This is a genomic window from Rhodanobacter soli, assembly GCF_039523495.1.
Lineage (GTDB): Bacteria > Pseudomonadota > Gammaproteobacteria > Xanthomonadales > Rhodanobacteraceae > Rhodanobacter > Rhodanobacter soli.
This window is the reverse complement of sequence record NZ_BAAAFK010000001.1, coordinates 1,756,572-1,778,504: the sequence shown is the minus strand read 5'-3', so window position 1 is coordinate 1,778,504 and position 21,933 is coordinate 1,756,572. Positions and strand designations below refer to the sequence as shown.

The window sequence follows — 21,933 nt, the reverse complement described above, 5'->3', positions numbered from 1 at the left end:
GTTACGGACATCGGCGCCGGCCATCGCTGCAACATGAATCCATCCTCGTCCACGTCCTACTACCGCGCCACGGCCACGCCGTACGTGGCCTGGACGCCGCTTCAGGGCAGCGCACACGCGCGTGTTGCCGTCATCGGTGGCGGCTTTGCCGGATTGAACACGGCGCTCGGACTGGCCGAGCGCGGCGTGCGCGACGTGGTGCTGCTGGAACGCGAGCAGGTCGGCTTCGGTGCATCCGGCCGCAACGGCGGCTTCGTCTTTGCCGGGTATTCGCTGGGCGAACAATCGCTGCTCGACCAACTGGGCGAGCCACGCGCGCAGGCGCTGTTCAAACTCACCACCGAAGCGGTCGGGCGAATCCGCCAGCGCATCGCCGACTACGCGATCGCCTGCGATGTGGTCGACGAGGGCGTGATCTGGGCCAACTGGTTCCGCGACCCCGCCGTGCTGCGCCAGCGCCAGCAGTTGCTGGCCGAACATTACGGCGTGCAGTGGCAGTGGCTGCCCGAGACCGAACTGCGCGCGCGCATCCGCAGCGAGCGCTATCACGATGGCCTGTACGAGCGCGACGCGCTGCATCTGCACCCGCTCAACTACGCGATCGGCCTGGCTGCGGCGGCAGCCGGGCAGGGCGTGCGCATCCACGAGAACAGCGGCGTGCGCAGTCTCACCCGCGAGGGCCTGCAGTGGCGCCTGCGCACGGCGCAAGGCGAACTGCTGGCCGATCAGGTGGTGCTGGCTTGCGGCGGTTACCTGGCCGGCCTGCAGAAGCCGATCGATCGGGCGATCCTGCCGATCGCCACCTACGTGATGGTGACCGAACCGCTCGGCAATCGGCTGGACGAGTGCCTGCACACGCGCGCAGCGATCTACGACAGCCGCTTCGCGTTCGACTACTATCGCGCGCTGCCGGATACGCGGTTGCTGTGGGGCGGACGCATCTCGGTACTCAACCGCTCGCCACGTGGGGTACAGCGCCTGCTGATGAGGGACCTGTTGCGGGTGTTCCCGCAATTGAAGGGTGTGCAGATCGACCATGCCTGGTCGGGCCTGATGAGCTATGCGCGGCATCAGATGCCGCAGATCGGTGGTGACGGCAACGGCCTGTGGTGGGCGCAGGCCTTCGGCGGCCACGGTCTGGCACCGACCTGTGCCGCCGGCGAACTGCTGGCCTCGGCGATCGCCGCGGGCGACGACCGCTGGAAGCAGTTCGCCGATTACGGCCTGGGCAGCACCCATCGCCCGTTCGGTTATCTTGCGGCGCAGGCCAGCTACTGGTGGCAACAAAGCCACGACTGTCTGAAAACGAGGCTGGAAGGATGAGTGCAACGAATCACCCCGAAATCAGCTGGGCCGATTTCGAGAAAGTCCTGATCGTCGCCGGTACGGTGACCAGGGTCGAGCCATTCCCCGAAGCACGCAAGCCGGCATGGAAAGTGTGGGTGGATTTCGGTCCCTACGGCGAGAAGAAGACCAGCGCACAGATCGCCGCGCTGTACCAGGCCGAGGACCTGCTTGGCCGGCAGATCGTGGGCGTGATCAATTTTCCGGAGAAGCAGATCGGCCCGTTCCGCTCGCAGTTCCTGCTGACCGGTTTTCCCACCGACGATGGCGTGGTGGTCACCGCGATCGAGCGCAGGGTGCCTAACGGCACCCGGCTGGCCTGAGCCATGGACGTGTTGCCCGCGATTTGCCAGCAACGCGCCAGCGCCTGTTCGCCATCGCCGGCCACCATGGCGACTTCGCCCCCGCCATGGAATCCCGCATGAACCCCTTCATCCGCACGCTGTGGCTTGGCACGGCCCTGTTTTCGGCAAGCCTGGCGCACGCGAACGATGCCGCCTGGAGCCAACCGCAGCAGCCGTTCCGCATTTACGGCAACAGCTGGTACGTGGGCACGCAGGGACTGAGTGCGATCCTGATCACCTCGCCGCAAGGCCACGTGCTGATCGACGGCACGCTGGAAGGCAATTCGGCGCAGATCGAGGCGAACATCCGCACGCTCGGTTTCCGCTTGCGCGACGTCAAGCTGATCCTCAACTCGCACGCCCACTCCGACCACGCCGGAGCGATCGCCAGGTTGGCGCGCGACAGCGGCGCCACGGTGGCAGCGAGCGCCGCCGGCGCGAAAGAGCTGCGGTCGGGCGGCGATGATCCGGACGACCCGCAATACGGCATGGCGCCACGCTATCCGGCGCTCACGTCGGTCAAGGTGGTTGCCGATGGCACTGCCGTACAGGTGGGATCGATTGCGGTCACGGCGCACTACACGCCCGGCCACACCCCGGGCAGCACATCGTGGACCTGGCGCTCCTGCGAAAAGGAACGCTGCCTGGCGCTGGCCTACGTCGACAGTCTCACCGCACTCGGTCGCGATGGCTTCCGTTACAGCGACGACCCGGCGCGGGTCGCGAACTTTCGCCACTCCTTCGCAACCGTCGCCGCCTTGCCGTGCGACATCCTGATCACCCCGCACCCCGAGGCCAGCGGCTTCATGCAGAAGATCGCCGCGCGCGATCGCGAGCATTCGTCCGCCGCCTTGATCGACACCGGCGCCTGCCGCAGCTACGCCGCGGCGGCACAGCCACGCTTCGAGGCGCGACTGGCGAAGGAGCGGCAGGATGCGCGCGGAACAGGCAAGTGAAGCAACGCCGGCCTGCGTGACGGCTCAGCGGTCCAGCCACACCTCGAGCCCCTGCGCATTCAACTCGATATCCATGCCCAGCAGCTGGCGCAAGGCGTCGCGCCCCTGGCCCCAGCCGTGGGTTTCGGCACGAGCCGCGTAGAGATCGGTCAGCGACTCCATCAGCACGGCATGCCGGTCGGGCTTGCCGTGCGCGGCGCGGGCGAGATCCACCATCGCGTCGATCTGCGCATGCAGGTCGACGGCCAATCGTTCGACACTCTCCACCCGGCCATAGTGGGTGAGGTACACCGCGTCGGGTTTCAGAGCGACCAGTCGCTCGATGGATGCATGCAACGCCTCCGGCTCGAACTGCACCGGCGACGTGGTGGGCAGGATGAACGGGCCGTTCGCGCCGTCGAAATCGCGATACGACAGGCCGAACACGTCGCCGGTGAAACAGACGTTGGCGCGCTCGTCGTACACGGTGAGGTGGTGCTTCGCATGGCCGGGCGTGTCGATGCACAGCAACGGCCGGCCGGCCAATTCCACCACGTGCCCGTCCGGCGCCTCGACGACGCGTTCGGCGGGGATCGGGCGCAGCCGGCCGTAGGTCTGCTCCATCACCGTTTCGCCGTACACCGCGCTGGCGCCGGCCCACAACATCGAGGGATCGATCATGTGGCGGGCGCCGCGTGGGTGCACCACCAGCTGCGCGTTCGGCAGCCGCGCGATCAGTTCGCCGGCGCCGCCGGCATGGTCCAGGTGGACATGGGTGAGGATCAGCCAGTCCACTGCGGCGGTGGAAATCCCGGCTTCGTCCAGCGCCGCCAGCATGCGTGGCACCGAGAAGTTGGTGCCGCAGTCGATGAACGCGCCGCGGCCGTTCTCGACGACCAGGTAGGCCGCGTCGAACCGCGGCCGCACGAAGCCCGTGTCGATGGTGTGGATGCGATGGGTGTTTGCCATGCCTGCCTCGCGAACCGGACGATCCGGCGAGGGTAGCAAGCCGCTGCAGGATGGGCACTTGCACCATCGTCGAGCGCGGGTCGCCCGAAAGGTGCATCCTGCAGAGGCTGCCGCCGTGCCGCGGGAACCTTTGGGGGTGCTACCGCATCCGATCGGCAGCGACTCACTCATCAACGTGCCACCCGGGGGGAAACGACATGCTGCTCTATGCGATTCTGGTTTTTGCGATTGCCGCCATCGGCGGTCTGGTGCTGGCCTCCAGCGTACTGCGCGGCAAGCTGGCGCCGTGGGCTATTTCGGTGCTGCACGCGCTGCTCGGGGCCAGCGGCCTGGTGCTGCTGATTCTCGTGGTACTGCAGGGCGCGGCCCCGGGGCGGCTCACCGCGGCGCTGGGTCTGCTGGTGGTCGCGGCACTGGGCGGCTTCTTCCTCGCCTCGTTCCACCTGCGCAAGCAGATCGCGCCGAAGGCGGTGGTGTTCGTGCACGCCGGTGTTGCGGTGGCCGGTTTCCTCACCCTGCTGAGCCTGCTGCTGGGCTGAGGTACCGCCATGCGCCACCCACTCCATCCCGCGCTGGTCCACTTCCCGATTGCCTGCTGGTCACTGGCCACGGCGGCGGATCTTGCCAGCCCGGTCTGGGGTGAACCGGCGTGGCGCCTTGCCGGCGTATTGCTGGTTGCGGGGATCGGCTTCTCGATCCCCGCCATGCTGGCCGGCTTTCTCGAACTGACCAAGGTCGCCGAGGACAATCCGGCGATCAAGGACGTCAACCGGCACATGATGATGGTAATGAGCGCGCTGACCTGCTATGTGGTCAGCCTGTTCCTGCGCCTGCACGGTACCGAGCTGATCGAACCCGGGCTGCTGGCGATCGGGCTGAGCGTGCTGGGCTTCCTGTGCCTGGGCGTGGCCGGCTGGCTCGGCGGCAAGCTGGTGTACGGGCATCGTCTCGGCGTCAGCCCGCCTTCCGCCTAGCCACTTTCGCCGGCCGCGGCACGCGCCACAGGTACCAGGCGGCAGCGGTACGATACGGACTCCATGCTTCGCCGATTACCGCCATCGCCTTCGCTGACGGCGCCGTTTCCAGCGATTTCAGCAGGCGGTAGCCCTCGCGCACGCCGAAGTCGTCTGCCGGCAGGATGTCGGGCCGGTCCAGGCTGTAGATCAGGAACATCTCCACCGTCCAGCGGCCGATCCCCTTCAGCACGCTGAGCCGAGCGATCAGTGCCTCGTCTGGCAACGCCAAGGCCGTAGACAGGTCCGGCACCACGCCTTCCTGCGCGGCCGCGGCGATGCCGCGGATCGTCTCGATCTTGCGTGCCGAGAAACCGCAGGCACGCATCGTATCGAAGTCGACATCGAGCAATTGCACTGGCGATGGAAACGTCCGTCGCGGATGCAAGGCCAGCAGCCGCGCCAGGATCGCGTCGCCGGCCTTCACATGCAGTTGCTGGTAGGCCACCGCGCGCACCAGTGCCTCGTACGGCTCGCGCGCGGGTTTCGGCTCGTGGCCGCAGGGGCCGACCTGCGCGACCAGGCGAGCCCAATCGGCGTCGATCGAGGCCAGGAACGTGGATGCATCGACGGTTCGCCTCATCTAACCGGCCCGCCGAAACGTGAGATTGATGCGACAGTCGCCCAGCACATCATGATGGTTCGGCTTCAGCGGCAGCACGCCGTGATAGCGCAGCCGCGCCGGGCCGCCCCACACGACCACGTCGCCATGCGCCAGCGGCACGCGTTGCGCACGATCCGAGCGCTGCAACCCGCCGAACAGGAACACCGCGGGGATACCCAGCGACACCGACACGATCGGCTGGCCCAAGTCGTGCTCGTCGCGGTCCTGATGCAGGCTCAGCCGGGTGCCCGCCTCGTAGCGGTTGACCAGGCAGGCATCCGGCACGAAGCCGACAAAGCCCGCATGCGCGGCGGCGGTAGCCGCCAGCTGCAGGAAGGCCGGCGGCATCGGCGACCATGGCTTGCCACTATCCGGGTCGATCGCGTCGTAGCGGTAGCCATGGCGATCGCTGACCCAACCCAGCGGACCCGCATTGGTCATCGCCACCGACATGCGGAAGCCGCCGGGAGTGACCAGGTGGCGGAACGGTGCCTGCGCCACGATCGCGTCGAGCGCCTGCAGCAACGCCGCCTCGCTGGCCAGGGCAAACCCGCGCAGCACCATCGCGCCTTCGCACAGCGGCTCGTCCTGACGAACAGGGGCGGGCGCGGCAGCGAACAGGTCGGTGGTGATCATGTGGCGTCGTGAAAAATGATGCCGAGCGTATGGCGATGGCCGCTGCGCACGCGACTGACGCCGTGGCGCATGTTCACCCGGTAGCTGCCGCGCGCGCCTTGCATCGGCCGCTGGTGCACCGCGAACAGCACCGCGTCGCCCAGGCGCAGCGGCACCACTTCAACGCGCGACTGCATGCGCGGACGCTGCTCGGTCAGCACGAACTCGCCGCCGCTGAAATCGCGCCCCGGTTCGGACAGCAGGATCGCCAGCTGCAGCGGAAACACGTGCTCGCCGTACAGATCCTGGTGCAGGCAGTTGTAGTCGCCCGCGCCGTACTGCAGCAGCAACGGAGTAGGGCGCTGCTGGCCGGCAGCGTGACAGCACGCGATGAATGCAGCGTGCGTGGCGGGGTAGCGCACGGCCAGCCCCATCGACGCGTTCCAGCGGTTCGCGATCGGCGCCAGCTGCGGGTAGACCGCGCCGCGCAGCTCGGCCACCAGCTCGGGCAACGGGTAGGTGAAGTAGCGGTATTCGCCACGGCCGAAACCGTGGCGACCCATCACCACGCGGCTGCGGAAGCGTCCGTCGTCCGCGTACAGGCCAGCCAGCGCCGCACACTCCGGCGGCGACAGCAGGGCTTCCAGCATCGCGCAACCATGCGCGTCGAGTTCGTCGGCAATGCCGGCCCAGTCGTACACCTGCAGCCGCGGGTCGGCCTCGGGGGCAGGGCGCCTCTGCGCATTCATGCCTGCGCCTCGCGCTCCAGCAATGCGCGCTTGCGCTGCACGCCCCAACGGTAGCCGGACAGACCGCCGTCGTTGCGCACCACGCGGTGGCACGGGATCGCCACCGCCAGCATGTTGCTGGCGCAGGCCTGCGCCACTGCCCGCGTGGCCCTGGGCGAGCCGATCCGCCGTGCGATCTCGCTGTAGCTGGCGGTGCTGCCGGCCGGAATCTCGCGCAGCGCCCGCCACACGCGCTGCTGGAACGCGGTGCCGCGCACGTCCAGCGGCAGGCCCAGGCCGATCGCCGGCGCCTCGATGAAGCCGACCACCTGTGCCACCAGTCGCTCGTAATCACGATCGCCGCCGATCAACCGGGCCTTCGGGAAACGGTCCTGCAGGTCGCGCGCCAGCGCGTCCGGATCGTCGCCGAGCAGGATCGCGCACACGCCGCGTTCGCTCTGCGCGACCAGGATCGCACCCAGCGAGCATTCGCCGATGGCAAAGCGGATCTCGCTGTCGGCGCCGCCGGCGCGATAGCTGGAGGGCGTCATGCCCAGCACCTGGTTGGCGGTTTCGTAGAAACGACTGCTGGCGTTGTAGCCGGCGTCGAAGATCGCCTCGGTCACCGAAGCGCCGCGCTCCAGTTCGTTACGTACGCGACGGCTGCGATGCGCCGTGGCGTACTGCTTCGGGGTCACGCCGGTGACGGCCTTGAACACGCGGTGGAAATGGAACGGACTGAGCCCGGTCGGCTTCGCCAGCTGCTCGAGCGTGGGCGTCGTCTCGACCTGCTCGATCAGCCGGCAGGCGGCGGTGACCAGCGCGGCATGTTGCTCCGCCAGCGACGGCTGGTCGGGCTTGCAGCGCTTGCACGGACGAAAGCCGGCGCGTTCCGCTTCGGCAGCGGTGGCGTGGAACGCCACGTTCTCGGGCCGGGCCGCGCGTGCCGCGCAGGACGGGCGGCAGTACACGCCGGTGGTTTTCACCGAATAGAAGAAACTGCCGTCGGCACGCGCGTCGCGCGCCTGCACGGCGGCCCAGCGCGGGTCGGCAACGGTGGTGGCAGCAAGCACGGTCTGTTTGTCGGAGGTTTTCATGGCTGTTCCTTCCGGAAGATTATCTCGTGCAGCCAATCTACGGATCAGTCGGCCCCGCCACACCCCGGGTCTTGCGCTCGAATTCGAACCGGCTCACCACGCCAGCACGAGCTTGCCGATATGCGCACTGCTTTCCATCAGCGCGTGCGCCCGGGCCGCTTCGGCCGCGGGAAAGACCTGATGGATCACCGGCCGGACCGTGCCGGCTTCGAGCAGTGGCCAGACCTTTTCATGCAGCTGGCGGGCCAGCGCGCCCTTGAACGCGACATCGCGCGCACGCAAGGTGGAACCGGTGAGGGTCAGCCGGCGACGCATGATCGTGCCGGCGTCGATGGCCGCCTTGCCGCCGCCCAGCGTGGCGATGAAGACCAGCCGACCGCCTTCGGCCAGTGCGTCGATCTCGCGCGGGATGTAGTCGCCGGCGACCATGTCCAGGATCACGTCCACGCCGCGGCCATCGGTAGCCTGTTTCACCACGGCGACGAAATCCTCCCCGTGGTAGTCGATCGCGCGCTCCGCACCGAGCCGCTCGCACGCGGCGCATTTTTCCGCATTGCCGGCAGTGGCGAACACGCGGTGGCCGAACGCACGGGCGAGCTGGATCGCGGTGACCCCGATGCCGCTGGAGCCGCCCTGTACCAGCAAGGTTTCCCTGGTGCCGCCTTCGCCGCGGCCGAGCTGGCCGCGCTCGAACACGTTGCTCCATACAGTGAAGTAGTTCTCCGGCAGTGCCGCCGCTTCGATCATCGAGAATCCCGCCGGCACCGGCAGACATTGCACCAGTGGCGCCACCGCGTATTCGGCATAGCCGCCGCCGGCGAGCAAGGCGCAGACAGGGTCACCCGGCCGGAGGCCGAACGGATTGTTGTCGCTGAAATCGCCTTCGACCAGAACGCCCGCCACTTCGAGGCCAGGCAGGTCGGAAGCGCCCGGCGGTGGCGCGTAGTTGCCCTGGCGCTGGAACACGTCCGGCCGGTTCACCCCGGCGGCCGCCACCTTGATCAGCACCTCGCCCGGCCCCGGCTGCGGGACCGGGCGTTCGGTCAGACGCAGCACGTCGGGACTGCCGGGGCGGGTGATTTCGATGGCTTGCATGTGCGGGAGGGCTCAAGCGGCCGTGTCGACCAGCACGAGTTCCGCATCGTCCAGCGCGGTCACCTTCAGCACCGACTCGTCGCGGATCGCGGCGCCGTCGCGAGCGTCCAGCTTCACGCCGTTGAGTTCGACCGTGCCGGTGGCCGGCACGAGGTAGGCGTGGCGGCCGGGGGCCAGCGTGTACTCGGTGCTTTCGCCGGCCTTTAGCGTGGCACCCAGCACGCGCGCATCGGTGCGCAGCGGCAGCGCGTCGGCGTCGTCCTTGAAGCCGCTGGCCAGCGCCACGAAGCGACCCGAGCGCTCGCCCTTGGGAAACGGCCGCGCGCCCCACGACGGCGGTTTGCCGTGGCCGTCGGGGATGATCCAGATCTGGAAGATGCGTGTGGTGACCGGCTCCATGTTGTACTCGGCGTGGGTGATGCCGGTGCCTGCGCTCATCACCTGCACATCGCCGGCCTCGGTGCGGCCTGCATTGCCGAGGCTGTCCTTGTGGCTGATCGCGCCTTCGCGCACGTAGGTGATGATCTCCATGTCCGCATGCGGATGCGGCGGGAAGCCGGTCTGCGGCGCGATGGTGTCGTCGTTCCACACGCGCAGCGCGCCCCAGCCCATGCGCCCGGGGTCGTTATAGCCGGCGAACGAGAAATGATGTTTGGCCTTGAGCCAGCCGTGGTCGGCTCCGCCCAAACTGTCGAAGGATCTGCGTTCAATCACAGCGGTGCTCCTCATGTTCATCGCGCCAAGCTGGCGCCTGGGTACAACATAAGGCTACGCAGCGCCGCCTGAAACAGGCGCGAAGGAAACGGATTGTCGTCGTTTCCGCGCCAGTGCCCGGCTTACCAGTCGGTGGGGCGGTAATCCTTCAGGAACTGGCCCCACACGTGCTCGCCGGTGTTGAGGCCGCTGATGATCGGATCGACGATACGCGCGGCGCCGTCGACGATGTCCAGCGGCGGGTGGAAGCGTTCCTGCAGCACCTTCTTCGCGGCCAGCTCGACGGGATCCTCGTCGGTGACCCAGCCGGTGTCGACGCTGTTCATGTGGATGCCGTCGTTGTGGTAATCGGTGGCCGCGGTACGCGTCATCATGTTCAGCGCGGCCTTGGCCATGTTGGTGTGCGGGTGGCGGGTGGTCTTGAAGCTGCGGTAGAACTGGCCCTCCATCGCCGACACGTTGACGATGTGCTTGTCGCGTTCGCTCGTGCGCAGCATCAGCGGCTTCAGCCGCGCGTTGATGATGAACGGCGCGATGGCGTTGACCAGCTGCACCTCCAGCAATTCCACCGACGGTACCTCGGCCATCAGCAGCCGCCACGAATTGCGCTGGCGCAGATCGATCTGCTGCAGGTCCTGGTCCAGCCGGCCTTCGGGGAACAGGTGGCTCTGCGCCAGCAACTCTTCCGGCAGCAGCGGCAGCTGCGACAACTCGGCGGCACGGCTCAGCCCCGGCAGGTCGGAACCGCGGCTGGCCAGCGCAGTCGCACCAGTCTCGGGCAAGATGTTCGCGCCGCGCAGGCCCTCGTAGTGACCGACCAGCTGGCGCACGTGCTCGGGCAGGTCGTGCAGCGCCGCGGTTTCGCCTTCCATCATGTGCGCGTAGAAATCCGGCGGACGGCGCACGGTCTGGCAGGCGTTGTTGATGATGAAGTCCAGCCGCGGCCGCGTCGCCACCAGTTCCTGGCAGAACGCCTCGACACTGGGCGTGTGGCGCAGGTCGAGGCCGTAGACCTGCAGCCGGTGGCCCCATTCGGCGAAGTCCGGTTCGGCCGCGTAGCGCGCCGCCGAGTCGCGCGGGAAACGCGTGGTGACGATCAGTTCGGCGCCGGCGCGCAGCAGCTTCAGCCCGGCCTGGTAGCCGATCTTCACGCGGCCGCCGGTGAGCAGCGCCACGCGGCCGCGCAGATCGGCCAGCTCGCTGCGCTTGGCGTAGTTGAACGCGGCGCAGTCCGGGCACAGCTGATCGTAGAAGAAGTGGATGGTCGTGTACTTCTGCTTGCACACGTAGCAGTGCTTCGGTTCGATCGACTCGCGCGGCTGGGTGGCATCGGCCTCGGGCGGAACGTCGTGCGGCAGGAAGCCCTCCGGCACGAACACGTTCGGCGTGGTGAACACCGGCTTGCGGCGCAGCGTGCGGATGCCGGTCTGGTTGAGCACGGTTTCCTCGGCGTCGACCTTGCTGGCATGGCGCGCCTTCTCGGCCGCCTTCAGTTTGATCCGGCGTGCCACCGGGTCGGGGTGATAGACCTGCGCCACCGCCTGGTGCAGGCGCTGGCGGTCGTCTGCCGGCAGCTGGTCCAGCAGCTGGCGGTCGGCCGCCACCGATTCCAGCAATGCCGCTGCGGCGCGCAGGCGCTCCAGCAGCGCGGAATCCGCGTCGTCGGGCAGAGGCGTGGGGGCAGGCGTGATCGTCAAGAGGGTCATCCGTAGTTCGAGTAGGGGCAGGCACCATCAGGTGCACCGCCAACCGCCTATTTTGCCTGCTTTCTGGCCGGATTTCGGGAAACTCGGATCGGGTGCCCGGATCGGGCAGCCCGGTCCAGGCAGACCCGGAATTCAATTATTGGGTGTCAGCGCACACTTTCATGGCACGGGTGATGCAAAAGTGGCACCGTGGCCATCCAGGCGGGATGGCATGAATATCCGGGCAGGGCGGGGCGCTGGCAGAGTTGAGCGTCGTGACCACCCACAGCGATGAAGGTTGCTTTTCGTGAGTGTGTCGATAGCCGCAATTGTGCGTAAGCAAGAGGCCGCCATGGCCAAGTCTGTCGCTGTGAACACTCCATCCATCGACGCCCTGCTGGGCGACCTGCCTACCGCGCATCGCGCCCTGCCGATCGGACGCCGGATCGCCGGGCAAGGTTGCCACGGCGCGAAAACCGTCGCCCGATTCAATGCGGCTGGCAACAAGATTCGCATCCGCTTCGTCTATTTTCCGGTGGTCGACGACAACGACCGCTGGGCGGCCTGCCACCAGCACCTGATCGCTGCCGAAGTCCTGCTCAGTCGCGTACTCGCCGCCCGCGCCGCCGGCCTGCGGCCGATGGCTCCCTCGCTCGACTACGCCGCCGAGGCTCGCGCCACGGTGCGCCCGCCGCAGGCCATGTTCCACCCGGCCACGCTGGAATACCGCCGCTGGTACCGCGCCGACGGCACGGCGCGCGCGCAGCCGCTGACCCAGGAAGCGCTCTCGCTGCGACTGGCCGCCACCGACGACCTGCCGATGAAGGAAGCGCGCGCCCGCGTCGCGCAGCGTTCGCACGCACTGCCGACCGCCGACCAGGCGTGGCTGATCGATCGTCGCAACACCCCGCTGGAACGGCGCCCGCTCAACCAGGTGGAATGCCGCGCCTTGGTCGACGCCCTCGATGGCGTCTGGCAGTCATCGGCCGGTGCCTCGCACATGGAACACGCGAACCGCCGGATCGCGCTACGCGTGGCCGCCGCGCTGGGCGGCCTGCTGGACGAATACGTCGCGTCGCCGTTCAAGTCCGCCGCCTTGAGCGAAGCCTTCAACGAGCATCACCTGGCCCATCTGCGCCAGACCATCGAGAACTCGCGCCAGGCGGAATCCGCCTCAGGCACGCTGCTGGCCGGCCCCAAGGCCTGGTTTGCCGCCAAGACGGCCCGGATGCGCGCCGAACATCAGATCGGCCTATCCATGTCGCCGATGGCATCCCCCGCGATGCGCCTGTCGGGACGCCCGATGGTTGCCGTGGTCGGCGGCCGCCTGCACACGTTCGTGGACGGCCGGCGTCCCGGCGCCCGCCTGGTTCCGGCTGTGCCGGTCTACGCCACGTTCGGCTGAACGTACAGTCGATCCATCCCTGATCCATCCGGTTAGCGATGCAACTACCGGATGTGCAACCGCGTCTTCGCCCCTGAATCCCGCGTTCGCATCCCCGGCGGCTTGATTCGCCCGGCGACTACAGACACGGCGCGCTCCTTCCGCTCATCCTTCGACAGGCTCAGGACGAACGGAAGGGGATGTCGTCCCGAACCCATGAACCCATTCGCTCGAATCTCATATCCCGTTCACGCTCACATATCCCGTTCGGCCCAGCCTCATATCCCGTTCGCCCCGAGCCCCAGTCCCGTTCGCCCCGAGCCATAATTCCGTTCACCCTTAGCCTCAGGCCCCGTTCGCCCTGAGCCTGTCGAAGGGCCTCTCCCGGAACCCACGCCATGCCATTCTGGGTCTACATCCTGCGTTGCGCCGATGGCAGTTATTACACCGGCCATACCGACAATCTCGAAAACCGCTTGGGCCAACACAACACCGGCGCTATCGCCAGCTGCTACACCTTCAAGCGCCGTCCGCTCACGCTCGCGTTCTCGCAGGAGTTCGTCACCCGCGAAGAAGCACTTGGCGCCGAACAACAAATCAAGGGCTGGGGCCGGAAAAAGAAGGAAGCCATGATGCGTGGTGACTGGGCCGAAGTGTCGTGCCTCGCCCACGAACGCCGCTTGCCTTGAGCCATAAAACCCCGCTCGCCCTGAGCCTGTCGAAGGGCGCTGCCAGAATGCCGCGCGCCCCATCCGTCCATCCTTCGACAGGCTCAGGACGAACGGATGGGGATGTCGCCTTGGGTCTCGGCCTCCGTTCGCCCTGGTTCACCCACTCCCTCGCCTAGAGCCACAAAACCCCGCGTGCCCTGAGCCTCCCGCTCACCTGGAGCCATAAAAAACTCCGTTCGCCCTGAGCCTGTCGAAGGGCGTTGCCGGAATGCCGCGCGCTCCTTCCGCCGCCCTAGACAGACTCAGGACCAACGGAAAGGCCCGGATTCACGGAGTACGAAACACGGCCAGCTTGCCGCGCAGGAACGTGGCGGCGTCGATGCTGTGGCCGTCGGCGAAGCGGATGGTGTAACGGGTTCCGGATACCGACGAGCCGGTGGCGCAATAGGTGATGAAGTCGTCCACGGTCTTCACCCGGCTGCCGGCGAAGCGCAGCTTCAGGCGCATGTGCGCGGCCGCCTGCTCTGCGTCGTAGGCACTGCCGTTGCGGATGAAGCTGGCACCGTGCAGCGTGGCGACCGTGGTGATCAGGTAGTCGATTTTCTGTTGTTCGGTCGGTGGCGACGGTACGAGTCGCTGCGCCAACGCGGGCGTCAGCAGCAGGACGAACAGCAGCCATGCCAGCAGCGTCCTGCACAGGCATGCGGGGACTGGCCGGCCGGGAGGGTGGCGTGTTGCGGGAAGCATGGGGCAGGGTCCGTTCATTTGGCCGCCTAGAGCAGGCTTTCCAGCGGCAGCAGCTTGAGCATCTGCACTTCGATGCGACGCCCGGCGGTTGCGCCGGGGTCGCGGTCGTAGCTCACCGGCTTGCCGTTGTCGCTGGCCTGCCATTGCATGGCGCCGCCGTCCGCCTTCAGCATCACGTGCCAGGCACTGGCGGGCAAGGTGGCGGTGTCGAAGAACTGGGTCACCGCCGCGGCCAGTGGCGGGCAATCGACGATGAGGCCCATCTCGGTGTTCAGCAATTTCGAACGGGCGTCCATGTTCATCGAACCGATGAACACCTGCTGCCGGTCCACCACGATCGCCTTCGCATGCAGGCTGACCCCGGACGAGGTGCCGCCCGCAGTGGCGGATTGGGCAGCTCCGGCGGCGGGACGCAGTTCGTACAGCTGCACGCCACCTTCGAGCAGCGCACGGCGGTAACGCGAATAGCCCGAGAACACTGCCGGCTCGTCATTGGAGGCGAGCGAATTGGTCAGCACCTTCACCGTGACGCCACGTGCCGCGAGTGCCGCGAGATACTGCGCGCCGTTGTCGCCGGGAACGAAGTACGGCGAAATCAGCAGCAGCTCGTGCTGCGCGCCGTCGGTGAGCGCCTTGACCTCCGGACCGATGCGCAACTGTGGCTGGTCGTGCCCGGCCTCGATCTTTTCCGGCTGGTCGGCGACCAGGGTCGCCGGCCCCCAGAACCACTTGCCCGGGCGGTCGGCGGAGGCGCCATGGGGCAGCTCATCCAGCGTCGCCTGCGCATAATCCGACTGCGCGAATGCGCGCGCGTCGTGGGCCAGATCCAGCCGCAGCCTGGCCAGGTCGTAGTGGTCGGCGTGCTTGCCGCTGAAGGCCTTCACCGGATAGGCGGCATCGCAATTCCAGTAGTCGTCGAACGCCTGCGACGCCTGCTTCACCACCGGCCCGATCGCGATCAGGTCGAGGTCGCGGAAATTGGTGCTGTCGCCGGCATCGAAATAGGCGTCGCCGATATTGCGGCCGCCGACGATAGCGACGTTGCCGTCCATGATGAACGACTTGTTGTGCATGCGGCGGTTGAGCCGGGGTGCATCCAGCAGGAACTGCGTGGCCCGGGAGAAGACGGATGGTTTTTTCGTGGCAAACGGGTTGAACAGCCGCACCTCGATGTTCGGGTGGGTATCCAGCGCGTCGAACATGTCGATCGCCGTGCCCGCGTTGATGTCGTCCACCAGCAGGCGCACGCGCACGCCGCGATCCGCCGCCGCCAGCAGCCGCTGTGCCATCAGCCGCCCGGTCGCGTCGTTGTCGAAGATGTAGTACTGCAGGTCGAGCGCGTGCTGCGCGTGGTCGGCCAGCGCCACCCGGCTCATCAGTGCGTTGGTGCTGCGGGTGAGCAGGCGGAAGCCGGACTTGTCCTGGTGCTGCTTCACTTCGGCGTGCACGTAGCGTGCGCCTGCCGTGGTCGTGGTCGGAGGCAACGCCTTCGACGGCGGCTTGACCACCGCCGCCGGCGGCGAGCAGGCACCCAGCGCCAGACCCAGCACCGCCAGTGCAACCGTCGTCATGAAACGCCGCATGTCCACCCCGCCTGTCTGCTGAAACCCGCGACTTACCTCGGCCTGACCTCGACGCCGACGGATTCCCCATCACTCTGCGCAGACCACCGTGAACGCGACGCGACCGGCCTGCGACTCCGGCCCGGACTCCGTTCGCCCCGAGCCTAAAAACCCCGTTCGCCCATGCGCCATGGAATCCCGTTCGCCCTGAGCCCGTCGAAGGGCGTTGCCACGAGGCCGGTCCTCAGCCCCACGCCCTTCCGTCCATCCTTCGACAAGCTCAGGACGAACGGAAGGGGATTCGCCCCAAGGCCTCGACCCCCCGTTCGCCCTGAACCGTAACCCGCTCACGCCGAGCCCATAAACCCCGTTCGCCCTGAGCCTGTCGAAGGGCGTTGCCATGAGGCCGGCTCTCAGCCTCGCGCCCTTCCGTCCATCCTTCGACAAGCTCAGGACGAACGGAGGGGGATTCGCCCCAAGGCCTCGACCCCCGTTCGCGCTGAACCGTAACCCGCTCACGCCGAGCCCATAAAACCCCGTTCGCCCTGAGCCTGTCGAAGGGCGTTGCCACGAGGCCGGCTCTCAGCCTCGCGCCTTTCCGTCCATCCTTCGACAGGCTCAGGACGAACGGAAGGGGATATCGCTTTGGGTTGCGAACACGACTGGAGAACTCCCGACCAGGCCTGGCGTTCCAGTCGGCGGCGGCAAACGTATTTCACACCACCGAGCTGGCGCGCGTGTTGTATCTGCGCACGGGTCAGCAGCAGGTGTTGCAGTTCGAGCATCGGTGCAGTTTTTCAGGTACGCCGCGTGCGCCATGCGCCACCTGCTGATCAGCTGTGAGGAAAGCCGCAACGCGAGAGGCCCCGCATTGCGGGGCCTCTCTTTTTGCCGTTCCACCCGGACCCGCGGGCGCCGCGTCAATCCGTCAGCGCCCGCCACTCAAGGCAGGAATTGCCCTCACAGCGCCACGGCGAACTTCACCATCACCTGACCCGCCTTGTAGCTGCGGTTGAACTGGTAGTCGTAGGTGCCGGCCAGCGACCAGCGGTTGCCGCCGGCGATCAGCAGGCCCGCGCCCAGCTCGGCCAGATCGCGGCCCGGCTTGACCCCGGTGGTGGTGAACGACGGCCCGCCGCTGGCGAACTGCGCGGTCTGGCTCACGCTGCGGCCGCTGAACGAATGCAGCCAGTTGGCATGCATCTCGGGGCGTATGGTCAGGTCACCGGAGGTGATCAGGTCGCGGGAGAATTTCACGCCCAGGCCGGACTGCAGGAAATGGTACGTCTGCGCATCGACCGCCAGATTGACCGAGTTGCCGCCGAACTCGCGGTAGCCGGGCATCTTCATGCGGGTGTACTGCACGGTGGCGGTCGGCGTGATCACGTTGCGTCCATCGCCCACGTAGAAGTGATACCCGGTAGCGCCGAACGCGGTGTACTGACGACCGCTGTAGTCGGCGCGCGCCGTCTCGTCGATCCCCGGGAACGCGACTCGGCGCGAACTGGAATAGTCATCCAGTCCATAGACCAGCGCTGCATTGGCGAACCACGGTCCCGGCGCATAGCCCAGATAGGCGGTGGCCTGGTAGGAACGGATATGGCCGCGGCTGGCCGAGTCGAGGCCGTCGAGCGAAGAGCGGGCGTACCTGACCCCGAGGCCGGCCGTGGTCGCCGGACTCAGCGGGAAATCCACGCCGAGCATCGCGCCATGGCTGTTGTCGGTGTAGCCCTCGTAGCCCTGCCTGCCGCGTTGCGTGCCTGCATAGCCGAACGCCGCGCCCCACACCTGTGGACGTCGCGTGTCGGACTGGCACGCCGCGGTGTCATCCCGGCGCAGCCGGTTCCGCTCATCGGTTTGATCGCGCTGGTCGCACGACGGCCGAATGGCTTCCATATGCTCGGCCCACAGTCCCTGGAACTGCTGGGTGACGCGGTAGCTCGCGTGCGGCGAGGCCAGGCTGACGGCACCTGGCTGGAGCTGCGCCAACGCATCGGCCACGCCGGCGGCATCCGGCAGCAGCGTGATCGCCGTCAGCAACGGCACGGTGGCCGGCGTCAACGGCAGCGCGTCGACGATCGGCGCAATCACCGGGGCAGTGGGATTGGTGACCGGGGCCACGACCTCCGCCAGCGGAATCTGCGTTGCAATGATCTGCACCTGGCCGTTCGTGGTCGGCGCCGCCGAGAACAGGTAGCGCGTGGTATTGCTGGTCGCGGTCACCGTGCTGCCACTGGTGCCGCTGGTGGCATCGACGATGTTGAAAATGCTGCCCACCGGGATCGGCCCGGTAACGGTCACATTGACCTGCAGCGCGTTGCCGATGGTGGCTGCGCCCACCGGCACGATCTTGCCGTACAGCGTGGGGCTGAAGATCGTGGTGTTGATGGTGCCGGCCACCGGAATCGCGAACGCACCGGCCACGTTGAGGGTATTCGTATTCAACGTGTAGGCCGCGGCATTGGCCTGACCGGTGATCAGTGCATTGCCGCCGACCACGTTGATCTGCTTGAGCCCGCTGGCAGCGCCCACGGCGCCATCCAGGATGCTGTTCGCATTCAGCGTCAGCGTGCCGGTACCGGCGCCCGCCGTATTGGTGATCGCGGCCTTGACGGTCTGCCCCGCGGCGACATTGATGAAGCCGTCGCCGGCAAAATCCATCGTCGAGCCGGTGTTGCTGATGAAGCCGCCGTTGAAATTGACCGTGCCGGTGCCGGCCAGCGAGAACGTGGTCGCGTAGACCGGACCGTTGAAGCTGACCGTGTTGGCGTTGGTGCCGGCGGAAATATCGAGGAAGGTGTTGCCGGTCGTGCCGACGAAGCCGGTTACCGTGGAGCTGCCGGTGAACAGGATGCGCGCCGTATCGGCCGCATTGGTGGTGATCGCGCCACCCGGATCATTGCCGGTGTTGATGTCCTGGTTGCCGATGGTCAGCAGGCCGGGGCCTTGCGTATCGACGCCGCTGGCCACGCCCACCGGGCTGACCACGCCGGGCAGCACGACGACTTCACGGGCCACGGTCATCGGCAGCCAGGCCAGCATGGTCGTGCCGAGGAGGGGAATCAGTAGAGTTTTTTTCACGGGGAGTGTCCTGCAGGGTGGATGAACGAAGCTCGCGGCGGTGCCTGGCCCACTGGGTCAGCAGGTGCTCGTAACGCTCGTCAGTCCCCGTTTGGCGTATCACCCCGGAGGTAAACGTGTGAAATCAGATGCTCGACAACTTTCACCGCCGAATCGGCGATGTTCCCGTGCAGATCGTTTTCTGCATGACCGGACGGGCCTGGCATGTACGACGAATGCCGTCGCACGCGTGTTTCGGTGGCGTGCGCGCGTGAATGCCTGGCGTCGGGCGGGGCATGATGCGAAGAACCCCAAGGTCTGCCCTGGTGCAAGCCATCGCGATCATGGGGGAGGGATGTGGGTACAACGAGGGCAGTACGCACGAGGCAGCGTGATGCCGGCGTGCACGGGCACCATAGCATCATCGTTCGTCTTCGGTACGTAACGCCGTCGCGCTCTGCGCGCGACCGCCGAAGCAGCTCAAGAATCACTACAAGGATGCGAACGCTTTCCCAAATACCGTTCGTGGTGAGCCTGTCGAACCATGAACGGTATCGGCGTCGGCCGCCCACGTCCTTCGACAGGTTCAGGGATCACGACAAGGATGCGAACGCTTTCCCGGATACCGTTCGTGGTGAGCCTGTCGAACCATGAACGGTATCGACGTCGGCCGCCCACATCCCTCGACAGCTTCCGGGATCACGACAAGGATGCGGGTGCTTTCCCGGATACCGTTCGTGGTGAGCCTGTCGAACCATGGACGGTATCGGTGTCGGTCGCCCACATACTTCGACAGGTTCAGTGCGAACGGCCTTCGTATCGACAGGGACGGCAACGCGAGTGTTGTCGTCGAAGCAGCGCATCAACAGCGTCGAAACCCGGCTACGGTGCCGGCACCGCTGAGACCTGTTTGCTCAACCCCGGAGCAAAAAGCTCCGGCGCCGGGGTTATTTGCTCCGATGCCGCAGCTCCGGACTCGGCGCGCGAGGCTCTTTTGTCCATCGGTGGAGCTGCAGAACTGCAGCGCTGATGCCTTTTTGCTCAACGCCGGAGCAAAAAGCTTCGGCGCCGGAGTTATTTGCTCCGACGCCGCAGCTACGGACTCGGCGCGTGAGGCTCTTTTGTCCATCGATGGAGCTGCATAACTGCAGCACTGATGCTTTTTTGCTCAACGCCGGAGCAGAAAGCTCCGGCGCCGGAGTTATTTGCCCCGACGCCGGGGCAAAAAAGGCCCGACGGCGGCACTCCGCGTCTCGCGCACGAGGTTACGGAAGCCGCCGCTGCAGTCCCGCGCAACGACTGCGCAGCGGAAAGCATCGGGCGTGGCCGGCAAGGCGCGAGTGCCATCACGTTATCGCTGCGCTATGCTCGACCGATATTCCGGGGGGAATGGATGACCATGCAGCGCTGGCTGATCGCCGCCGCCGTGACCTGCGTCGCCGCTACAGGGTGTAGCAACGCGGACAGGGAAGCGACAACAAGTACGCGCCGACCGCAACAGGCCGGCCAGGGCACGAACCCGCTGACCACCGCCGGCCATCTCGCCGGCGTCGAGGTGGCGGGCCTGAGCGGCGACCAGCGCGCCATGCAGGCGCACATCAACGCGATGCACAAGAACCTGATGCGCGACATGCATCTGGCCGACGCATCCCGCCGCATCGACCCCGAAGCCGCCCGCGCCGCCGTGCGCCCGCTGCAAGGCGTGCAATCCGCCGTCTGGATCGACAACGCCAACCTGCTGGTACTGGTCGGCGGCGGTCAATACCGCAGCATGGCCACCATCGACAACATCTGCCTCGCCCTGGAACCGCTAGGCGACACGCTGAGCGTGGTCGTCAACGTGCAGGACGTGATGGCGACGACATCGGAAGGCGCCGACACGTTGTCGCGGAACTGTCAGCTCGGGGCAGGGGAGCGGGCGATGTTTCAGCAGAAGCGGCGGGTGGACGTGCTGGATCCGGAGGTGAGGCGGGTGTTTAGAGCGCAGCAGAGTAAATGAACTTGACTCCCCACAGTTTTCACGAATACGCATAGAGGTATTTATATGGCAAAGAATAAATCACCGCTAACTAAGACCGTCGTCGTAAAAAGCGTTTATTCTAATGATAGTTGGACAGTCTGTCATGGATATCTAAAAAGAGGCAAGGGAAATCCCGGCAAAGCGGAACATCTTTTTAGGGTCGTTGGAGAAAAATTGCCCTTTGCATCACTGTCTTCGGTAAAAAAACACTTGAGTAAAAATGATTTTACCGATCAAGGTATCTATATTGCGCATGACTCAATGGGGTTTGCTCGTTACATCGGTCGCGGGAGAATTTTCACTCGTCTTGAGGCGCGTCGAAAATCACAAACACTTGAACTTACATATTTTTCTTTTTACGTTGTTCTAGAAAAAAAGCACGAACGAGAGATCGAAACGCTCTTAATACGCGCTGCGGGGCCGTTGTTGGAGTTCAACACTCGAAAAAAGAGGATAGGTATCGCAGCGGGAAACATTCGCGATTACGAAGCCGGCACGAATTTTTATGAAAGGCATTACAAAAAGGGGCAGAGAAAGGTCGTGAAGAGAGCTGCGCTATAGGCCGCTTGAAATATCTGGAACTGGGCTGGAACTGGGTCAGAGTCACTTATAGAAACATTTTTTCTTAGTCGTGCCACCACAGGGGAAGAAACCATGCGTTTGATTCGTTGGAGTTTGGCCATCCTGCTGCTGGCCGGTCTGACCGGCTGCCAGTCGTCGTTGATGGTGAAGTCGGGCGGCTCGGCGCCGCAGCCCGAGCCGGGCAAGGCGTTGGTGGTGTTCATGCGGCCGTCGTCGCTCGGCGGGGCGATCCAGTCGTCGGTGTATGACACCAGCGACAAGGAAGACAAGTTCATCGGCATCGTGTCGAGCAAGACCAAGATCGCCTACCAGGCCGATCCGGGGGAACACCTGTTCATGGTGATCGCCGAGAACGCGGACTTCATGGTCGCGCATCTGGACGCAGGCAAGACCTACTACGCGCTGGTCAGTCCGCGCATGGGCGTGTGGAAGGCGCGCTTCTCGCTGTTGCCGATCCACAACCAGGCTGGTGCGAAGTACAGCATGCAGTCGTCCGATTTCCGCGAGTGGATGGACAAGACCGCCTGGGTTAGCGTCACGCCTGCCGCCGAAGCGTGGTACCGCGAGCACGCCGCGGACATCCGCGCAAAGAAGCTCGACTACATGCGCCGCTGGAATACGGCTGATGCCGAGCAGCGGGCCGAGCTGACCTTGCCGGCCGCGGATGGCATCTAGCTCGACTGCAATTCCGCTCGGCCATGAAGAACGGCGCCGTATCCCTACAGCGCCGTTTCCGTTTCCAGTCTCGATGAAACCGACAGGCG

The 21,933-nt window shown here is 66.1% G+C and carries 21 protein-coding genes; 10 read left to right on the top strand and 11 right to left on the bottom strand.

Annotated features, from left to right (window positions below):
• The first annotated feature begins 33 nt into the window (after positions 1-33).
• The 3 genes from ABD024_RS08065 to bla all read left to right on the top strand — a co-directional run bounded on the left by ABD024_RS08065 (position 34) and on the right by bla (position 2,644).
• A complete protein-coding gene (locus ABD024_RS08065) occupies positions 34-1,323 on the top strand; it encodes an NAD(P)/FAD-dependent oxidoreductase (RefSeq protein ID WP_343851419.1) in 1,290 nt (429 codons plus the stop codon).
• Positions 1,320-1,667, top strand: coding sequence for a tRNA-binding protein (locus tag ABD024_RS08060; RefSeq protein ID WP_343851417.1), 348 nt, complete (start codon positions 1,320-1,322; stop codon positions 1,665-1,667). The genes ABD024_RS08065 and ABD024_RS08060 overlap by 4 nt, the downstream gene beginning before the upstream one ends.
• A gap of 98 nt (positions 1,668-1,765) precedes the next feature.
• On the top strand, positions 1,766-2,644 hold the full coding sequence (bla, locus tag ABD024_RS08055; protein ID WP_343851415.1) for a subclass B3 metallo-beta-lactamase: 879 nt from the start codon (positions 1,766-1,768) through the stop codon (positions 2,642-2,644).
• Between the two features lie 24 nt (positions 2,645-2,668).
• On the opposite strand, the gene ABD024_RS08050 is transcribed toward bla, so the two are convergent.
• Complete coding sequence (locus ABD024_RS08050) at positions 2,669-3,592, bottom strand: MBL fold metallo-hydrolase (protein WP_343851413.1); 924 nt, start codon at positions 3,590-3,592, stop codon at positions 2,669-2,671.
• Positions 3,593-3,789: 197 nt separating this feature from the next.
• Here ABD024_RS08050 and ABD024_RS08045 point away from each other — a divergent pair, with 197 nt between their 5' ends.
• Together ABD024_RS08045 and ABD024_RS08040 are read left to right on the top strand one after the other, a co-directional pair.
• Entirely contained in the window at positions 3,790-4,131 is a 342-nt protein-coding gene (locus ABD024_RS08045) for a hypothetical protein (RefSeq protein WP_056385684.1), read from the top strand.
• Between the two features lie 9 nt (positions 4,132-4,140).
• Positions 4,141-4,566 carry a DUF2231 domain-containing protein gene (locus ABD024_RS08040; RefSeq protein WP_343851409.1) on the top strand — a complete coding sequence of 142 codons (426 nt, stop codon included), beginning with the start codon at positions 4,141-4,143 and terminating at the stop codon, positions 4,564-4,566.
• Here ABD024_RS08040 and ABD024_RS08035 read toward each other — a convergent pair.
• The 7 genes from ABD024_RS08035 to ABD024_RS08005 all read right to left on the bottom strand — a co-directional run bounded on the left by ABD024_RS08035 (position 4,547) and on the right by ABD024_RS08005 (position 11,164).
• Positions 4,547-5,188, bottom strand: a complete 642-nt coding sequence (locus tag ABD024_RS08035) for a DNA-3-methyladenine glycosylase family protein (protein WP_343851407.1) — start codon at positions 5,186-5,188, stop codon at positions 4,547-4,549. The two genes, ABD024_RS08040 and ABD024_RS08035, sit on opposite strands and share 20 nt — an antisense overlap.
• Positions 5,189-5,845, bottom strand: coding sequence for a DNA oxidative demethylase AlkB (gene alkB, locus ABD024_RS08030; protein WP_343851405.1), 657 nt, complete (start codon positions 5,843-5,845; stop codon positions 5,189-5,191).
• The gene (locus tag ABD024_RS08025; RefSeq protein WP_343851403.1) at positions 5,842-6,573 is read right to left on the bottom strand and encodes a 2OG-Fe(II) oxygenase; all 732 of its coding nucleotides are present in this window, start codon (positions 6,571-6,573) and stop codon (positions 5,842-5,844) included. The genes alkB and ABD024_RS08025 overlap by 4 nt, the downstream gene beginning before the upstream one ends.
• Positions 6,570-7,649, bottom strand: a complete 1,080-nt coding sequence (ada, locus tag ABD024_RS08020; protein ID WP_343851400.1) for a bifunctional DNA-binding transcriptional regulator/O6-methylguanine-DNA methyltransferase Ada — start codon at positions 7,647-7,649, stop codon at positions 6,570-6,572. Before ada ends, ABD024_RS08025 begins: the two co-directional genes overlap by 4 nt.
• A 93-nt stretch (positions 7,650-7,742) precedes the next feature.
• Positions 7,743-8,744, bottom strand: coding sequence for an NAD(P)H-quinone oxidoreductase (locus ABD024_RS08015; RefSeq protein WP_343851398.1), 1,002 nt, complete (start codon positions 8,742-8,744; stop codon positions 7,743-7,745).
• Positions 8,745-8,756: 12 nt separating this feature from the next.
• A complete protein-coding gene (locus ABD024_RS08010) occupies positions 8,757-9,458 on the bottom strand; it encodes a pirin family protein (RefSeq protein ID WP_343851396.1) in 702 nt (233 codons plus the stop codon).
• 122 nt (positions 9,459-9,580) lie between these two features.
• Positions 9,581-11,164, bottom strand: a complete 1,584-nt coding sequence (locus ABD024_RS08005; protein ID WP_343851394.1) for an SDR family NAD(P)-dependent oxidoreductase — start codon at positions 11,162-11,164, stop codon at positions 9,581-9,583.
• A 331-nt stretch (positions 11,165-11,495) separates the two neighbouring features.
• Here ABD024_RS08005 and ABD024_RS08000 point away from each other — a divergent pair, with 331 nt between their 5' ends.
• Together ABD024_RS08000 and ABD024_RS07995 are read left to right on the top strand one after the other, a co-directional pair.
• Positions 11,496-12,548: a hypothetical protein gene (locus ABD024_RS08000; protein WP_343851392.1), complete on the top strand. Its 1,053-nt coding sequence runs from the start codon at positions 11,496-11,498 to the stop codon at positions 12,546-12,548.
• 377 nt (positions 12,549-12,925) lie between these two features.
• A complete protein-coding gene (locus ABD024_RS07995) occupies positions 12,926-13,216 on the top strand; it encodes a GIY-YIG nuclease family protein (RefSeq protein WP_343851390.1) in 291 nt (96 codons plus the stop codon).
• 309 nt (positions 13,217-13,525) lie between these two features.
• Here the strand turns inward: ABD024_RS07995 and ABD024_RS07990 are convergent, their stop codons facing one another.
• The 3 genes from ABD024_RS07990 to ABD024_RS07980 all read right to left on the bottom strand — a co-directional run bounded on the left by ABD024_RS07990 (position 13,526) and on the right by ABD024_RS07980 (position 18,588).
• Complete coding sequence (locus ABD024_RS07990; RefSeq protein WP_343851388.1) at positions 13,526-13,945, bottom strand: DUF5329 family protein; 420 nt, start codon at positions 13,943-13,945, stop codon at positions 13,526-13,528.
• Between the two features lie 26 nt (positions 13,946-13,971).
• On the bottom strand, positions 13,972-15,516 hold the full coding sequence (locus tag ABD024_RS07985; protein WP_343851386.1) for a phospholipase D family protein: 1,545 nt from the start codon (positions 15,514-15,516) through the stop codon (positions 13,972-13,974).
• Between the two features lie 951 nt (positions 15,517-16,467).
• Positions 16,468-18,588: an autotransporter family protein gene (locus ABD024_RS07980; protein ID WP_343851384.1), complete on the bottom strand. Its 2,121-nt coding sequence runs from the start codon at positions 18,586-18,588 to the stop codon at positions 16,468-16,470.
• 1,378 nt (positions 18,589-19,966) lie between these two features.
• On the opposite strand from ABD024_RS07980, the gene ABD024_RS07975 reads away from it, so the two are divergent.
• From ABD024_RS07975 to ABD024_RS07965, 3 genes are all read left to right on the top strand, one after another.
• Positions 19,967-20,566 (top strand): hypothetical protein, encoded by a 600-nt coding sequence (locus ABD024_RS07975; protein WP_343851382.1) that lies wholly within the window; start codon positions 19,967-19,969, stop codon positions 20,564-20,566.
• Positions 20,567-20,611: 45 nt separating this feature from the next.
• Positions 20,612-21,148 carry a hypothetical protein gene (locus ABD024_RS07970; RefSeq protein ID WP_343851380.1) on the top strand — a complete coding sequence of 179 codons (537 nt, stop codon included), beginning with the start codon at positions 20,612-20,614 and terminating at the stop codon, positions 21,146-21,148.
• 93 nt (positions 21,149-21,241) lie between these two features.
• Positions 21,242-21,844, top strand: coding sequence for a hypothetical protein (locus tag ABD024_RS07965; protein ID WP_343851378.1), 603 nt, complete (start codon positions 21,242-21,244; stop codon positions 21,842-21,844).
• Positions 21,845-21,933 lie beyond the last annotated feature (89 nt).

What these genes read in the sequence shown, in the direction of transcription:
- ABD024_RS08065 (WP_343851419.1), top strand. Translation starts at nt 34, where the DNA reads ATGAATCCATCCTCGTCCACGTCCTACTACCGCGCCACGGCCACGCCG.
- ABD024_RS08060 (WP_343851417.1), top strand. Translation starts at nt 1,320, where the DNA reads ATGAGTGCAACGAATCACCCCGAAATCAGCTGGGCCGATTTCGAGAAA.
- bla (WP_343851415.1), top strand. Translation starts at nt 1,766, where the DNA reads ATGAACCCCTTCATCCGCACGCTGTGGCTTGGCACGGCCCTGTTTTCG.
- ABD024_RS08050 (WP_343851413.1), bottom strand. Translation starts at nt 3,592, where the DNA reads ATGGCAAACACCCATCGCATCCACACCATCGACACGGGCTTCGTGCGG.
- ABD024_RS08045 (WP_056385684.1), top strand. Translation starts at nt 3,790, where the DNA reads ATGCTGCTCTATGCGATTCTGGTTTTTGCGATTGCCGCCATCGGCGGT.
- ABD024_RS08040 (WP_343851409.1), top strand. Translation starts at nt 4,141, where the DNA reads ATGCGCCACCCACTCCATCCCGCGCTGGTCCACTTCCCGATTGCCTGC.
- ABD024_RS08035 (WP_343851407.1), bottom strand. Translation starts at nt 5,188, where the DNA reads ATGAGGCGAACCGTCGATGCATCCACGTTCCTGGCCTCGATCGACGCC.
- alkB (WP_343851405.1), bottom strand. Translation starts at nt 5,845, where the DNA reads ATGATCACCACCGACCTGTTCGCTGCCGCGCCCGCCCCTGTTCGTCAG.
- ABD024_RS08025 (WP_343851403.1), bottom strand. Translation starts at nt 6,573, where the DNA reads ATGAATGCGCAGAGGCGCCCTGCCCCCGAGGCCGACCCGCGGCTGCAG.
- ada (WP_343851400.1), bottom strand. Translation starts at nt 7,649, where the DNA reads ATGAAAACCTCCGACAAACAGACCGTGCTTGCTGCCACCACCGTTGCC.
- ABD024_RS08015 (WP_343851398.1), bottom strand. Translation starts at nt 8,744, where the DNA reads ATGCAAGCCATCGAAATCACCCGCCCCGGCAGTCCCGACGTGCTGCGT.
- ABD024_RS08005 (WP_343851394.1), bottom strand. Translation starts at nt 11,164, where the DNA reads ATGACCCTCTTGACGATCACGCCTGCCCCCACGCCTCTGCCCGACGAC.
- ABD024_RS08000 (WP_343851392.1), top strand. Translation starts at nt 11,496, where the DNA reads ATGGCCAAGTCTGTCGCTGTGAACACTCCATCCATCGACGCCCTGCTG.
- ABD024_RS07995 (WP_343851390.1), top strand. Translation starts at nt 12,926, where the DNA reads ATGCCATTCTGGGTCTACATCCTGCGTTGCGCCGATGGCAGTTATTAC.
- ABD024_RS07990 (WP_343851388.1), bottom strand. Translation starts at nt 13,945, where the DNA reads ATGCTTCCCGCAACACGCCACCCTCCCGGCCGGCCAGTCCCCGCATGC.
- ABD024_RS07985 (WP_343851386.1), bottom strand. Translation starts at nt 15,516, where the DNA reads ATGACGACGGTTGCACTGGCGGTGCTGGGTCTGGCGCTGGGTGCCTGC.
- ABD024_RS07975 (WP_343851382.1), top strand. Translation starts at nt 19,967, where the DNA reads ATGCAGCGCTGGCTGATCGCCGCCGCCGTGACCTGCGTCGCCGCTACA.
- ABD024_RS07970 (WP_343851380.1), top strand. Translation starts at nt 20,612, where the DNA reads ATGGCAAAGAATAAATCACCGCTAACTAAGACCGTCGTCGTAAAAAGC.
- ABD024_RS07965 (WP_343851378.1), top strand. Translation starts at nt 21,242, where the DNA reads ATGCGTTTGATTCGTTGGAGTTTGGCCATCCTGCTGCTGGCCGGTCTG.